Origin of the sequence: Allobosea lathyri (genome assembly GCF_900108245.1) — a bacterium.
GTDB lineage: Bacteria > Pseudomonadota > Alphaproteobacteria > Rhizobiales > Beijerinckiaceae > Allobosea > Allobosea lathyri.
In genome coordinates this window covers 203,713-217,748 of record NZ_FNUY01000007.1, presented here as the reverse complement: position 1 = coordinate 217,748, position 14,036 = coordinate 203,713, and the positions used below count along the sequence as shown (strand labels likewise).

General features: G+C 62.5%; 9 protein-coding genes. 6 read left to right on the top strand and 3 right to left on the bottom strand.

The window, feature by feature from the left end; all coding sequences use genetic code 11:
• Positions 1 to 136: 136 nt before the first annotated feature.
• The 4 genes from C4S73_RS17595 to C4S73_RS17580 all read left to right on the top strand — a co-directional run bounded on the left by C4S73_RS17595 (position 137) and on the right by C4S73_RS17580 (position 6,338).
• Positions 137 to 1,216 carry a glycosyltransferase gene (locus C4S73_RS17595; protein WP_160115813.1) on the top strand — a complete coding sequence of 360 codons (1,080 nt, stop codon included), beginning with the start codon at positions 137 to 139 and terminating at the stop codon, positions 1,214 to 1,216.
• A gap of 39 nt (positions 1,217 to 1,255) precedes the next feature.
• Positions 1,256 to 3,160, top strand: coding sequence for an asparagine synthase (glutamine-hydrolyzing) (gene asnB / locus C4S73_RS17590; protein ID WP_103873809.1), 1,905 nt, complete (start codon positions 1,256 to 1,258; stop codon positions 3,158 to 3,160).
• The gene (locus C4S73_RS17585) at positions 3,148 to 4,269 is read left to right on the top strand and encodes a glycosyltransferase family 4 protein (RefSeq protein WP_244595644.1); all 1,122 of its coding nucleotides are present in this window, start codon (positions 3,148 to 3,150) and stop codon (positions 4,267 to 4,269) included. Before asnB ends, C4S73_RS17585 begins: the two co-directional genes overlap by 13 nt.
• A gap of 122 nt (positions 4,270 to 4,391) precedes the next feature.
• Complete coding sequence (locus tag C4S73_RS17580) at positions 4,392 to 6,338, top strand: heparinase II/III family protein (RefSeq protein ID WP_103873808.1); 1,947 nt, start codon at positions 4,392 to 4,394, stop codon at positions 6,336 to 6,338.
• A 4-nt stretch (positions 6,339 to 6,342) separates the two neighbouring features.
• Here C4S73_RS17580 and C4S73_RS17575 read toward each other — a convergent pair whose 3' ends face one another.
• A complete protein-coding gene (locus C4S73_RS17575; RefSeq protein WP_103873807.1) occupies positions 6,343 to 7,422 on the bottom strand; it encodes an acyltransferase family protein in 1,080 nt (359 codons plus the stop codon).
• Positions 7,423 to 7,676: 254 nt separating this feature from the next.
• On the opposite strand from C4S73_RS17575, the gene C4S73_RS17570 reads away from it, so the two are divergent.
• Positions 7,677 to 8,939: a nucleotide sugar dehydrogenase gene (locus C4S73_RS17570; RefSeq protein ID WP_103873806.1), complete on the top strand. Its 1,263-nt coding sequence runs from the start codon at positions 7,677 to 7,679 to the stop codon at positions 8,937 to 8,939.
• Between the two features lie 56 nt (positions 8,940 to 8,995).
• Positions 8,996 to 10,231: a glycosyltransferase family 4 protein gene (locus tag C4S73_RS17565; RefSeq protein WP_244595661.1), complete on the top strand. Its 1,236-nt coding sequence runs from the start codon at positions 8,996 to 8,998 to the stop codon at positions 10,229 to 10,231.
• A 248-nt stretch (positions 10,232 to 10,479) separates the two neighbouring features.
• On the opposite strand, the gene C4S73_RS17560 is transcribed toward C4S73_RS17565, so the two are convergent.
• Positions 10,480 to 11,277: a metallophosphoesterase family protein gene (locus tag C4S73_RS17560; RefSeq protein ID WP_244595643.1), complete on the bottom strand. Its 798-nt coding sequence runs from the start codon at positions 11,275 to 11,277 to the stop codon at positions 10,480 to 10,482.
• 262 nt (positions 11,278 to 11,539) lie between these two features.
• The gene (locus tag C4S73_RS17555; protein WP_103873804.1) at positions 11,540 to 13,855 is read right to left on the bottom strand and encodes a heparin lyase I family protein; all 2,316 of its coding nucleotides are present in this window, start codon (positions 13,853 to 13,855) and stop codon (positions 11,540 to 11,542) included.
• Positions 13,856 to 14,036: the final 181 nt, after the last annotated feature.

Here is a 14,036-nt window from a genome sequence, read left to right as displayed (position 1 = left end):
CCCCGTAGATACTCGCGCGAGAGCGGCCGGAGACGGTCGCCGTCCTTTACGTCGAACGTGAGCGACAATGGCAGTTTCGAGCATAGCGACCGGCTCCGTCGACGCTGACCGGGCGGCAAAGCGAGTGATGTTCGTGATGAACACACCTGTGGTCGGGGGCGCGGAACGGCATACCTTCGAATTGGCGAGCGCTCTGCATGAAGGGGGATGGCAGCCGACGGTCTTTGCCATTAAGTCCGGCTCGCTGCCGCCGCCCAAGGAGATCGACCTGTCCCAACCGGCGGCGCCGAATGGGCTTTTTGCGCGTATCGCCGATCTCGCGGAGGCGATCCGGACGGTGGCACCAGATCTCATCGTGGCCGTCAACGAACGGCCGGTGCTGGCCGCCGTGATCGCCCGGCTTCAGGCCCGCAGGCGCATGCCGATTGTCGCCATCTCGCATTCCACGGTTCTGCGAAACCGCAAGGAAGAGTGGATGCAGCGCATCTATACGCCGCTCTTCAACCGGATCGAAGGTGTCGTCTTCATCTCGCAGAACCAGCGGCGCTTCTGGCGGGAACGCGGGTTTCGTCCACGCGGCGAGGTCACGATCCTCAACGGGATCGATCTCGATCGGTTCTCGCCTGATATTCGCGCGCTGCATCGCGAGGGCACGCGGCGTGAATTCGGTTTCGCCCCAACTGATTTCGTCATCGGGCTCTGCGCGGTCATGCGGCCGGAAAAGAACCATCTGCAGATCGTCGAGGCGATAAGCCGCCTGCGGCAGCAGGGGGTTCCGGCGCGCGCGCTGCTCGTGGGGGATGGGCCGATGCGACGTGCCGTCGAGGAACGGGCCGCCGCGCTTGGTGTGGCCGAGCATGTCGTCCTGGCGGGGATGCATGGCGATGTCCGCCCGTTCATCGCGGCCTTCGATGTCGGCGTGCTGTGCAGCGTTTCGATCGAGACGTTGTCGCTGGCCGCGCTCGAAACCATGGCGATGGGCATCCCCATGGTGATGAGCGAACTCGGGGGCGCTTCGGAAGTCGTCGACGACAATACGGGGCGGCTGTTCCCGGTCGGGGATATGGATCGCCTTTGCCAGGCCTTGATGTCGCTGACCCTGGAGGACGTCCGGATCAAGGCGGGCGAGGCCGCGCGGCGGAAGGTTAAAGATATTTTCAATTACCGTGACATGGTTCGTTCATATTCTAGTTATTTCTCCTCATTGGTGTCATGAGACCCTTGGTGGCGTGTGGGGGGCGGAGTCCCGGGAAATATGTGTGGGATCTTCGGCTGGATTATCCGTTCCGAACAGTGTCCGGGGCCGGATAAACTGAAGTCACTGACGGATCTTCTGCTTCATCGTGGCCCTGACGGCGGCAATTACGAGATCAGGCACACAAACGACGACCGCTTCTCCATCGCATTCGGCCACCGGCGCCTGTCCATCATCGATATGTCTGCCAACGGCGCGCAGCCCATGCGGATGTATGATGGTCGGATCAGCATCATCTTCAACGGCGAGATCTACAACTATATCGAGTTGCGGCAGGAGCTTGAGGCCCTCGGCGAGGTGTTCGCGACGTCCAGTGACACCGAGGTTCTGATCAGCGCCTACAAGGTGTGGGGGCAGGAGGCCATTCGCCGTTTCCGCGGCATGTTCGCGTTCGCGCTGCATGACCGGAAGGACGACAGCGTCCTGTTCGCGCGGGACCCGTTCGGCAAGAAGCCGCTCTTCCTGGCCGAGCGGCCCGGCGGGATCGTTTTCGGCTCGGAGATTTTGCCGATCATCGAGGCGCCCGGCGTCGACCGCTCGTTCAATGCCCATGTGCTCGACGACTATCTTCTGGACCGCTATGTGCCGGGTCCCGACACTTTTTTTGCCGGCGTGCGCAAGTTGCCGCCGGGGTCGATGGCGGTCTGGCGGGCAGGGCGCATCGAGACTACGCAGTATTATACGCCGCCCATCGCAACAACGGTTCCGGACCTGACCGATTACGCTGAAGCCGTTCAGCTTTTCAGGGAGGCTTTCGACGACTCGGTCCGCATCCGCATGCGATCGGATGCGCCTTTCGGGGCCTTTCTCTCGGGTGGACTCGACTCGTCCGCGACTGTCGGCGTCATGGCGCGCTACTCCGCGGGGCCGGTGAGGACCTTTTCCGTCGGTTTCGAGGAAACCGCCTTCTCGGAGCTGCGGCATTGCCGCTATGTCGCGGATACATTCGCGACGCGCCACCATGAGCTCGTCGTGACGCAGGATTCGTTCTTCCGCAACTGGGAGGCCGCGATCTTGCATCGCGGTGCTCCGGTCAGCGAGGCGTCGGATATTCCGATCATGCTGCTGTCCCAGGCGGCATCGGCGGAGGTGAAGATGGTCTTGACGGGCGAGGGCGCCGACGAGTTCTTCGCGGGCTATCCCAAACACGTCGCGGAGCACTATCTCAGCTCATATCAGCGTATCGTCCCGTCCGGCCTGCATGACGGGCTGCTGCGCCCCGCCGTTGACCGGCTGCCCTATGGCATGCGCCGCTTGAAGGTGCTCGCCAAGGCGCTTGGAGAGCGCAACCCGGCCGACCGGGTCAGGATCTGGTTCGGCGGGTTGTCGCGCGACGACAAGGACGCGTTGCTGGGTGTGCGCAAGCATGGCCGCGAGCGGCACGATGCACCATTCCCCTCGGGTGCTTCGTCGAATTTGCGGCGCAGCCAGTATTTCGATCAGGTGTCGTGGCTGCCCGACAACACGCTCGAACGCAACGACCGGATGATGATGGCCGGATCGATCGAAGGCCGCATGCCGTTCATGGACACGCAGCTGGCGCAGCTTGCCGCACGCATGCCGGATAATTTCCTCGTTCGCGGCTTCCGCGGCAAATCGGTCGTGCGCAAAGCCATGGAGGGGCTGGTCCCCGCCCGCATTCTGCGCCGCCGGAAGAACGGTTTCCGCGTGCCGATCAACGAGTGGTTCAGGACGACGCAGCGCGATCTCGTGCGTGATCTGCTTGTCTCCGAGTCGTCAAGAATCCGCCGTATCCTGAACGGCGAACTCGTGGACCGGATCGTTTCCGAGCATATGCAAAGTCAGGTCAATCACGAGCGGATGCTTTGGTCGCTGTGCAATCTCGAACAGTTCCTTCGCGCCTACCGGCTGGAGCCGGAAGCCGAGTTGCGGTGGACACCTTGAAAACCCGGCAGGTATCGCCCGACGGCGCGGGTCGCGCCGTCCGCGTCATGGTCGTGACGCCGCTCGGGGAGGGCGGCAAGGGCGGCATCGACAGAATCATGGACGAGATTCGCCATCGGCTCGAAAAGTCGCCGCGGCCCGACCTCTCCGTCAGCTTCCAGGTCACGCGCGGACAGGGGCATATCGCGTTGTCGCCGCTGCTCGTCGCCGGGCTTCTGCTCCGGCTCGCGGGCCGGCCGTTCGGTTTTGGACCGGATGTGCAGCATATCAATCTCTCGTCACATGGCAGCACGCTGCGCAAGATCGCCGTCGCGCGCACTGCTCGGCTGTTCGGCATCCCCTACATCATCCATCTGCATGGCTCGGAGTTCCGCTCATACTGGCAGGGCGCCTCGCCTGGACTGTCGGGGCTCATCCGCGACATGTTCAAGCATGCGTCGGGCATCCTCGTCCTCGGGCGGGTCTGGCATGACTTCATCCTCGAACGCGTGCCGGAGGCTGGCAGCCGGATCGAGATCCTGCCCAATGCGACGCCCATGCCGACCCAGCCACGCAGCGCCGCCGGCGATGTCGTCACGATCCTCTTCCTGGGCGAGGTTGGAGCGCGCAAGGGCGTACCGCAACTGATCGAGGCGTTGTCTTGCCTGCCGCGCGAATTGCCCTGGCGCGCGATCATCGCCGGGAACGGCGCGATCGACGAGGCAAAGACCGCGCTGGCCGGCCATGGCCTGTCCGAGAGAGTCGCTGTTCCAGGCTGGGTCGGCCCCGCCGACGTGGCGCGGCTATTGTCCGAGGCCGATGTGCTCGTGCTGCCGTCTTTCGGCGAGAACCTGCCGATGTCGGTCATCGAGGGCATGGCGCGGGGCCTCGCTGTCGTCACCACGCCGGTCGGCGCGGTGGAGGACATCATCGAGAGCGAGCGGACGGGCCTGCTCGTGCCGCCCGGCGACAGCAAGGCGCTCGCCCATGCCCTGGAGCGCGTGGTCGGTGATGGCGAGTTGCGCAGGAGGCTCGGGGATGCGGCGCAGGCTTTCCACCGCGAGCATCTCGAGATCGGGGGGTATGTCGAGCGCCTCGTGACCATCTGGCGCGATCACGCGCGCCGCTGATCCCGATCCTCCAAACCTTCCAATCCTCCAAGCCTCCAAGCCTTCCAAGCCTCCGGATCCTCAAGCCTCCCGATTTCTCGCCTCTCGAACGGCCCAAAATCTCGATCAAGGACCGCCTACGAATGTCATTGGCATGGTACGTCAAGCGCCTCGCGAATATGAGCGTTCCGGAAATTGCGCATCGCGGTGTCGAGCAGGCGCGCCGGTCGATTTCGCGCCGCCGGACCTATGGCTGGGAGGCGTTCGGCTATTCCGGAGAGGTCAGGGGCGTGCCGGCTTTCGCCGAGGCGCTGCGCGCCGGCCGCAACCCGGCATTCGATGCGGCTCTGCGCCGCTCGGTCACGGAGCTGCTGGCCGGCCGGTTCGCGGCTCATGGCGTCGCCTGGCCACAGCGCGATCCGGCCGATCTGTTTCCCGCCTCCATATGGCGGCTGGACCCGGTGACGGGGAATGCGTGGCCAGGGGCGGAGATCTATTGCTTCGATCTCAAATATCGTCACGCCCGCGGCATTGGCGATATCAAATATGTCTGGGACTTCAATCGGTTGCAGTTCCTGCAGCCGTTGGCTGCGGCAGCCTGCCTCTGGCCGGAGGATAAAGCCCCTCTGGCGGCGATCGAGGCCGCGATCGAGAGCTGGTCCGATGCCAATCCGCCCTTCGGCGGGCTCGGATGGAATTCCGGCATCGAGCTTGCGCTGCGGGCCGTCAGTCTGGTTCTTGTCCTCTCGCTCTGCGGTGAGCGTCTCCGGGCCGATACCGTCACGCGCATCGGCGTCATTCTGGCCGCCCATCTCTATTGGATGACGCGTTATCCATCGCGGTTCTCCTCGGCCAACAATCATCTCATGGCCGAGGCCATGGGCGAATTTGCTGCCGCCTATGCGCTGCCTGACCTGCCGCGCGTGGGGGAGATCGCGGCGCATGCCCGCGCGGTTCTCGAGCATGAGGCCGGCGTGCAGATCGTGGCCGACGGCGTGGGAGCCGAGCAATCGCCGACCTATGGTGCCTTCACTGCGGAAATGCTCCTGGTCGCGGATGTCGTGGCCCGCGCGGGCGGGCGGCCTCTCGCCCCGATCGTGGAAGAGCGCCTGACGGCTTTCGCGAATTTCGTCGCCTGGCTGGCCGATGGGGAAGGTTTCGTACCCGCCATTTGCGATGACGACGAGGGCCGCGTCCTGTCGTTGAGCGACGGCCATGAGACGCGCTATCCCGCTTCGGTGGCGCGGGCGATCGCCGGCCATTTCGGCCGGCCGCCCGAGCTTGCGCCCGTCGAGAGCGAAGCCGAATTGCGCGATGCGGTCTTCGCTGCCCCGCATGACACGAAAGCAGCGCCGCAAGGCGTGCGCTGCTTTCGTCAGGGCGGCTATACGGTCGTGCGGGAGGAGCGCGCTGGCCGAAAGCTGCGCTTGACCTTCGATCACGGGCCGCTCGGCTATCTCTCCATCGCCGCACATGGCCATGCCGATGCCAACGCCATCACGCTGTCGCTCGACGATCAGGACATCTTCGTCGATCCCGGCACCTTCCTGTACCACTCAGGTGGCGAATGGCGGGACTGGTTCCGCGGCACGCCAGCGCACAACTCCGTGACCTTGCAGGGGCAGGATCAGAGCACGATCGCGGGCCCGTTCAACTGGTCGCACAAGGCCAATGCGACGTTGGATGAGGTTCGGGAAGGTGCCGACTGGCGCATCGCGGCGCGTCACGATGGCTATGTCAAACGCTTCGGCGCGACGCATTGGCGGGCTGTGGAGGCCTGCGCCGGCGGTATCGTCATTCGCGACAAGCTGCTCGGCGAAACGGGCGTGCCTGCCGAGGTGGTGTTCCAGCTTGCGCCTGGGCTCGACCTTGCGGGCGAAGGCGCGGCGCGAACGGTGACGCATGAAGGGCGCGCCGTTCTGAGAATCGCATTCTCGGCGCCCGGCGACATTCTCGCCTTGCCCGGCGGAGGGGCTGTCGATGGAGGGTGGGTCTCGCCGCGTTTCGGCGCCAAGCGCCCCGCGGCGCGGCTGGTCTGGCGCGGCATGATTCCGCCCTCCGGGCTGGAGACCAGCATCGACTGGAGCTGAGCCTTCAGGCGTGAGAGCCGTAGCGCCGCCTCAGTCCAAGGAAGCTGCGATAGATCAGCAAATGCGACAGGAACGCGGCGGCGAATGTCGCCGTCAACAGAATCGCCCCGGCCAGCAGGGTTCCCGGCAGGCTCGTCCGCAGGGCCGCGAAATCCACGAAGCTCGCCAGCAGATGCTCGGGCTCCAGATGCCAGAGATAGGCCGCGTAGGACATCCGCCCGATCCAACGCATCGGTGCGATATCGAGCCACGGGTTGAGAACGACGCCCGCTATTCCGCTTTGCAGGCTGACGAAGACCGCGATCAAGCCGATTCCCTGCATTGAAAAGCGGATGGTTTCACGGAACCATGGATCGCGCAGAAACAGGCTGGCAAGCAGCACGCCTGATCCGAACGCAAGGAGTGCCCAGCTGCGCTGCCCTCCAGCGACGGCCTGGAGGCGAGATCCGTGGTGCCAGAGCAGCAATGCGGCCAGGCAGCCATAAGCGATGGAGTCGATCCGCGTTTCCGTTGCCTGATAGGCATAGTCGGGCGAAAATCCCATGCTCCAGTAGATTTGACGTAGGGACAGCGATATTATGCAGATTGAAGTGAGCGTTATTCCGATATTTTTTTTGAATTTATAGATGAGAGATAATAATATTGGATACGTTATATAATAATGCTCCTCTACGGCCAGGGACCATAATTGGACGAATCGAAACCCGTTGATGGGGTCCGGAGGTGGCCACAGAATTTGATGGTAATTGGTGTAATAGAAAATCGCCGCCAGAGTATCTTCAATCGGCGGGCTTTGCGAATATATAAAAAACACCTTCAGAATAATGAAGATCAATAATTCGGGTTGGAGACGTAGAAATCTACGAATATAGAACCTTTTTATATTTATTCTGTTATTTGTATCAAATTCGCGAAGTAAAAGCGTCGTTATGAGAAATCCGCTGATAAAGAAAAATAATGTGACGCCTAACCCACCGGGGATGACGCGCTCAAATCCGTAATGCGCGGCAAGTACGAGGCCGATGCTGATCGCCCGAAATCCGTCTACGCCAGATATCTCTCCGACACGAAGCAACGGTCTCATACTAAGCTCGTCGTTGCCTTTATTTCCGGAGTCGCTTTGATGGCGGGATGCGAGTCGTGCTTGTTTTTTTGTCTCTGGCCGGGTCGCCCGACCGATCTAAACTATAAAAGAGCCCAGAATTTGCTCAATGCAAGCTTTTTGTTGCGTTGCATCATTTTCATGAGCGACGTATAGGACGAGGCCTAGGCGGGCATTGGCGTGCTTGCCCGCCCCGCTCGCGAGCGGGCCAGATTTGCCGACCGACGGGGTTCTCGATGAAGATTGCCATCTATGGCCTGGGCTATGTGGGCCTGACGGCAGCCGGGTGCCTGACGAAGGAAGGGCATGAGGTCGTCGGCATCGACGTATCCGAGCGCAAGGTCGCAGAAGCCGCCGCCGGCATCTCGCCGATCAAGGAGCCCGGCCTGGAGGAGCTTCTCGGCGAGGCTGTCGGCAAGGGGCTCCTGACCTGCACCACCAGCGGCGCCGATCGTATCCAGGACTGCGACATGGCCATCGTCTGCGTGGGCACGCCGAGCGGTTCGGACGGGGCGCACAACATGTCCTTCATCGCCGAAGTGTCGCGCCAGATCGCGACTTCGGTGGACCGCAAGCGGACGACGCCGCTCACCGTGGTGTATCGCAGCACGATCCGGCCCGGCACCATCGACGAGCTGATCCGGCCGATCTTCAAGGCGACCCTTGGCGGCGACGTTGGAGTGGTCGAGCTCGTCTACAACCCCGAATTCCTGCGCGAGGCCGTGGCGATCCGCGACTATTTCGCTCCGCCGAAGATCGTCATCGGCACGCATGACGGCAAGTCCAACGAGCGGATGGAGGAGCTGAACAAGAACATCTCCGCGCCGGTCTTCTATACGGGCTACCGGGAAGCCGAGTTCACCAAATTCGTCGACAACACCTTCCACGCCTTGAAGGTGACCTTCGCCAACGAGATCGGGCGCATCTGCCTGGAGCTCGGGATCAGCGCCAGCAAGGTCCACGAGATCTTCGTGGCCGATACCAAGCTCAATATTTCGCCCTATTATCTGCGGCCCGGCGGGGCCTTCGGCGGCTCGTGCCTGCCCAAGGATGTCAGGGCGCTCCAGTACATTGCGGCGGATGTCGGTGTGCATGCTCAGCTGGTCGACTCGCTCATCCGCTCGAACGACACCCACAAGCACTATCTCTTCGAGCATGTGACGCAGCGTCTGGCGCCGGGCGGCTCAGTGCTGATGCTTGGGCTCGCTTTCAAGCGCAACAGCGACGATCTGCGCGAAAGCCCCAATGTCGACATGGCCCGCAAACTGCTGCAGGCGGGCTACAAGCTGGCGATCTTCGACCCGGCGCTCGAGCCCAGTCATCTCGTCGGCCAGAACCTCGGCTACATCTTCTCGCATCTGCCCGGGCTGCCGGATTTGCTGGTGTCGCGAGACTTCATCCTGGAGCGGAGTTTCGATCTCGTGATCGACACAAGCGGCGCGGCAAAGGAATTGCCCGCCAGCATCGGCCCCATCGTCGACATCAACACCCTCGCCTGAGTTCAAGGAACGTTCTTATGGCTGTGTCCGAGACGATCGAACTCGCTCCCCTGCCGATGGCTTCGGCCGAGGCTCCATTCGAGGCATCCGTGCCGCGCGAAGCGCTGGCGGGGCGGCGGGTCCTCATCATCGTCGAGAATCTGCCCGTGCCGTTCGACCGGCGCGTGTGGCAGGAGGCGCGCACCCTGAAGGCGGCCGGCGCGGAGGTCTCGATCATCTGCCCGACCGGCAAAGGCCACGAGGCCGTCTATGAAGTGATCGACGGCATTCACATCCACCGGCATACGCTGCCGCTCGATGCCGGATCGGCGGCCGGCTATCTGCGCGAGTATTCGGCGGCGTTATGGGCCGAAACGAGGCTTGCCTGGCGGGTCTTTTTTGGGGTGGGCTTCGATACGATCCATGCCTGCAATCCGCCCGACCTGATTTTCCTGGTCGCGCTGCCGTTCAAGCTTCTCGGCAAGCGGTTCATCTTCGACCATCACGACATCAACCCGGAGCTCTACGAGGCCAAGTTCAACAAGCGCGGCTTCTTCTGGCGCCTGCTCGTCCTGTTCGAGCGCCTGACGTTCCGGCTGGCTGATGTGTCGATCGCCACCAATGACAGCTATCGCGAGATCGCCTGCACACGCGGCGGCATGGCGCCGGACAAGGTCTTCACGGTCCGAAGCGGGCCCGATATCGGCCGCATCAAGGCGGTTCCGCCAAACCCTGCGTTTCGCAACGGCCGGCGCTACCTTGTCGGCTATGTCGGGGTGATGGGCGACCAGGAAGGCGTCGATCTCCTGCTGGAAGCCGTCGACCACATGGTTCACAAGCTCGGGCGCAACGACGTGCAGTTCTGCCTCGTCGGGGGCGGTCCGAGCCTGGAGTCGCTGAAGGCGATGTCGGCGCGGCTCGGGCTCGAGGATCACGTCACGTTTCTTGGGCGCGCGCCTGACCGCGAGCTTTTCGAAGTGCTGTCGACGGCGGATGTCTGCGTCAATCCCGACCGCGTCAATCCGATGAACGACCTCTCCACGATGAACAAGATCCTGGAATACATGGCCGTCGAGAAGCCGATCGTTCAGTTCGACGTCAAGGAAGGCAGGGTTTCGGCCGGCGATGCTTCGCTCTACGCGGCGAAGAACGATCCGGTCGATTTCGCCGACAAGATCGTCGCGCTGCTGGGCGATGACGAGGCGCGCAAGCGCATGGGCCGCTACGGGCGCGAGCGCGTCGTTCGCGAACTGTCCTGGCAGACCCAGATTCCAACGCTGATCGCCGCCTATCATGCGGCCGCCCGCCGCTGAGCGGTGGCGGCTTCAGATTATCGAGCCGGATGTCGCATCCGGCCTGATGATCTGAAGCGGGCTGTTTTCAGTCGGAACCGAGTCATCCCGGACAAGCGGCTTTAGCCGCGCCGATCCGGGATCCATTCCGGATCATTTCCGGCAAAAGGTTCCGGAATGGATCCCGGGTCTCCGCTCCGCTACGCCCGGGATGACGAAAACGTTTCCGCACGAAACCAGCTTGCTCCAATGGACCGATGCCCAGCGGGTCAGGCAGTCCCGCTGATCGTTCCGCCGCGCGCATCGAGGAAGCGCACCCCGTGCGATGAGATGACCGCGCAGACCAGCATGCCGGTCTGATAGGCGCCGGTATCGATCGAAATCCGGTTGTGACGCAGGACAGGACGTGCCTGTGGCGTATGGCCGTGCACGACGACCGCGCCGAATGAGGCTGTCGAATTGAGGAAGGCGTCGCGGATCCAGAGCAGGTCGCGCTCGCTCTGTTGCGCGAGCCGAACGCCCGGGCGGACGCCGGCATGGGCGAAGAAGAAGCCGTCATGCTGGTAGAAGAGATCGAGCCCGTTGAGGAAGTCGAGATGTTCGCGAGGGATCGCGGCGTTCAGCGCAGAGCGCGCGGCAGTGACCTCGCGGGCTGTTCGCGGCGGCTGCACCCCATAGGAGCGCAGCGTCGACTGGCCGCCATATTCCATCCACCTGACGAAGTCGTCATCGGAGCGGGTCGCTGAGATCAGCATCGCCTCATGATTGCCGGCAAGGCAGACGACTTTCCGGTCCGTGAGGCGCTGGCGTGCGATGAGAGCGTCGAGAACGCCGCGCGAATCCGCGCCCCGGTCGACATAATCGCCAAGATAGACCTCGACGAGGCGAATCGTCTCGATGGCTGCGAGTCGATCGAGCTGCACCATCATCTGGGCGAGCAGGTCGGAGCGGCCGTGCAGGTCGCCAATTGCCGCGATGCATAGATCGGTTTCGGCCAGGGCAATCGCAGTTGTCGGCGCCCCAGCGGCTGTCGGGGCCTGAGCAGTTCTCGGACGAAACGGCTGCACCGGTGGAGGCTCGTGACTGGACGATTCCTGTCCGAGAATACGTTTCACCCAGCGCAGCAACGGGCGCATCATCCTTCGTCGTTGGCGCAAGGTGCGGCGCGCGACGCAACGGCGTTCCCCGCCGGGGAGGCCGCGCGCGAAGTCTAAAGCGCGGCGGCCAAAAGGGGAAACACTTTGAGATCCGCTTCCGCTTGGCGGTGGTTGCCGGCCCTGTCGCGAGCGTCCGTCCGGGCGCGTCGCAGCTGACCTCAAACGCGACGGGTCAGACGAACAGGAAGTCGTTTGCCGTCAATGAGGCGAGCGCCACGCCCTTGAGCGTGATGATGTCGTGCGGAGTCGCGGTGATGACCACGTCGGCGCCATGCTGGACCATGTTGAGATGCGCGTAGTCGGCGACAACCGCCTTGTCGAACTGAAGCGTATCATGCGCGGGCGAGTCGCCGGCCTTGAAGCCGTAGATGGTGTCGTTGCCAAAATCGGGATGGAACACGAACTTGTCCGAGCCAAAACTCGTGAAGCTGTCGTTTCCGCCGCCTGATGTCATGACGACGTCGGCGGCATAGGATTTGACGACCTGCGAGCCGTCGGCCTTGGTCGAGATGGCGAGCGTCTGCTTGCCCAGGGCATCGTAGAAGGCGGAATAGCTGCTGCCATCCGCCGAGACGCTGTGCACATAGTCCGGCGTTCCATCGGCGTGATAGCGCGTGACGCTCGTCGCGATGTGGGCGGCGTTGTATGTGACGTTTTCCGTCACATAGCTCTTTCCGGTGATGCCGAAATCGGAGACGCGCTGGGCACCATCGTCCCAGTACTGGACCATGTGCTTCAGGGCGCCCTTTTCGTCATAGGAGAGCAGGCTGGAGGTGTAGCCCTTGTCCTTGACGCCGTAATCGTAGACGTCCTTCGAGCCGTCGAGATCGACCACCGTCTTTTGCTTCAGCGTGCCTGCCGCGTCGTATTTCTGATAGGTCGTCGACCCGTCGGCGCCGACCTGCTGCTTGTAGTCGAGCGTCTTGTCCGCGTGATAGCGGACGATCAGGGCGATCTTTCCGCTCGGATCATAAGTTATGGCGTCGGACGCATAGGACTGGCCGGTGATGTTGTAGTGGTAGATTACCGTGTTGCCGTCGGCGCGATGCTGCGTGTTGGTCAGCATGGTCCCGGCGCTGTCATAGGTCATGTGCGCGACGGGGTTGATGGCGTCGTTCGCACCATATTCGAACAGTTCGCGGGCTCCGTTCGCCTGAACCACAGATTTCCGCAGCAATGCGCCGGCAGCATCATATGCCGTGTAGGTGGTCGCCCCGCTGCCGCCGAGCATCTGCGTGTAAGCGAGCGTGCCGTCATCATGATAGCGCAGCAGCTTCGTCATCGCGCCGGACGTGTCGTAAATCCGGTGCTCGCTGGTGTAATCCTTGCCTTCGACATGGCTGAGGAAGACTTCGCGAGCGCCCGTCACCTGGGTCACGCTCTTCAGCGTCTGATGGCCCGCAGCGTCGTACTGGTAATAGGTCGTGACCGCGTATGTTCCGAACTTCTGCTGGAGTTCGACCTGGCCGTCCGCCAGATAGCGGGTCAGGCTCGTGGCCGCGCCGGTCTTGTCGTAGACGGCATGCTCCGAGGTGTAGGTCTTGCCGGTGATGGCGAAGGTATCGACGACGCGCGAATTGTCGGCTGAGGTGAGCACCTTCTGCGTCATCGTGCCGTAGGCATCGTAGAAGAGCGTGGTTTTCGTCCCGTCGAGATTGCGCGTGACCATCGATGCCAGCAGGCCGGCGGAATCGAAGGTCTGCACGCTCATCGAACCATCGGGATTCTCGAGCGTCGTGGTCGCGAGCTTCCCGTCGCTGCCGTACTGGTTGACCTTGTACTGGGTGTCCAGCTTCGTCGGCGCCAGCGCGATGGGGGCGCCGGTCGTGAGCGACAGGTCCGAATAGCTGACCGCCATCGTTTCCGATGATTCCGGCCGGTAGATGCCCTGTTTCCAGTAAACGCTGCTCTGCGTGGAATAGCCGAGCGGGCCGTCATATTCGACGATCTTGACGCCGTCGCGGATCAGGTTGAGGTGGCCGTTGCCATTGGGATCGAAGACGATGTCGATATCGAACTTGTAGTCGTGATTCTGCAGGACATCGGCAGTGTCGGTGTAGACGGTCTTGTAGACGGTCTGCCCTGACGCGGCGGTATAGCCGATGACGACCGTCATCTTTCCATTGGACAGGGAGATGGCGAAAGGCGGCGAGTTGCTCGGCGCACCCTCATAATCGTTCTGGTGGAACTGGCCGAGAACCGTCCAGTAGCAACTCGCGCTGCCGCCCTGCTCGATGTTCATTTCATAGGAAATGTGGATCGGCGTACCGTTCGCGATCTGCACGGTGGACGCGATCTCGGATCGGTTGATGCTGTTGCTGTCGACCTGGGACCAGACGTCGCCACTGCGCACTTCGAAGCGAAGCGTATCGCTGTCGACCTCGGTCAGGCTATAGTTTTTGCCCGCATCCTGAATCCAATAACTTGCTCCGGACCAATCGAACTTTGTGTTCGGCGCAAGCACAACCTGGGTCGATGAGGCTGCCATGGTGTCCTGGTGCTTAGCTGATGGCGGGCTGGCCTCTGCCCCATCTTTCGGTGGCGGCGTCTGACCTTGGATCGAGTCATAGCGGTGACCTGTTAGAGCTCTTTTCGCGGAATCGATTGCATTTTAGCGATATGTGCGATTGCGAAATTCCCTGTCGCGGGCCTGTCGTTGGATGAAGCTA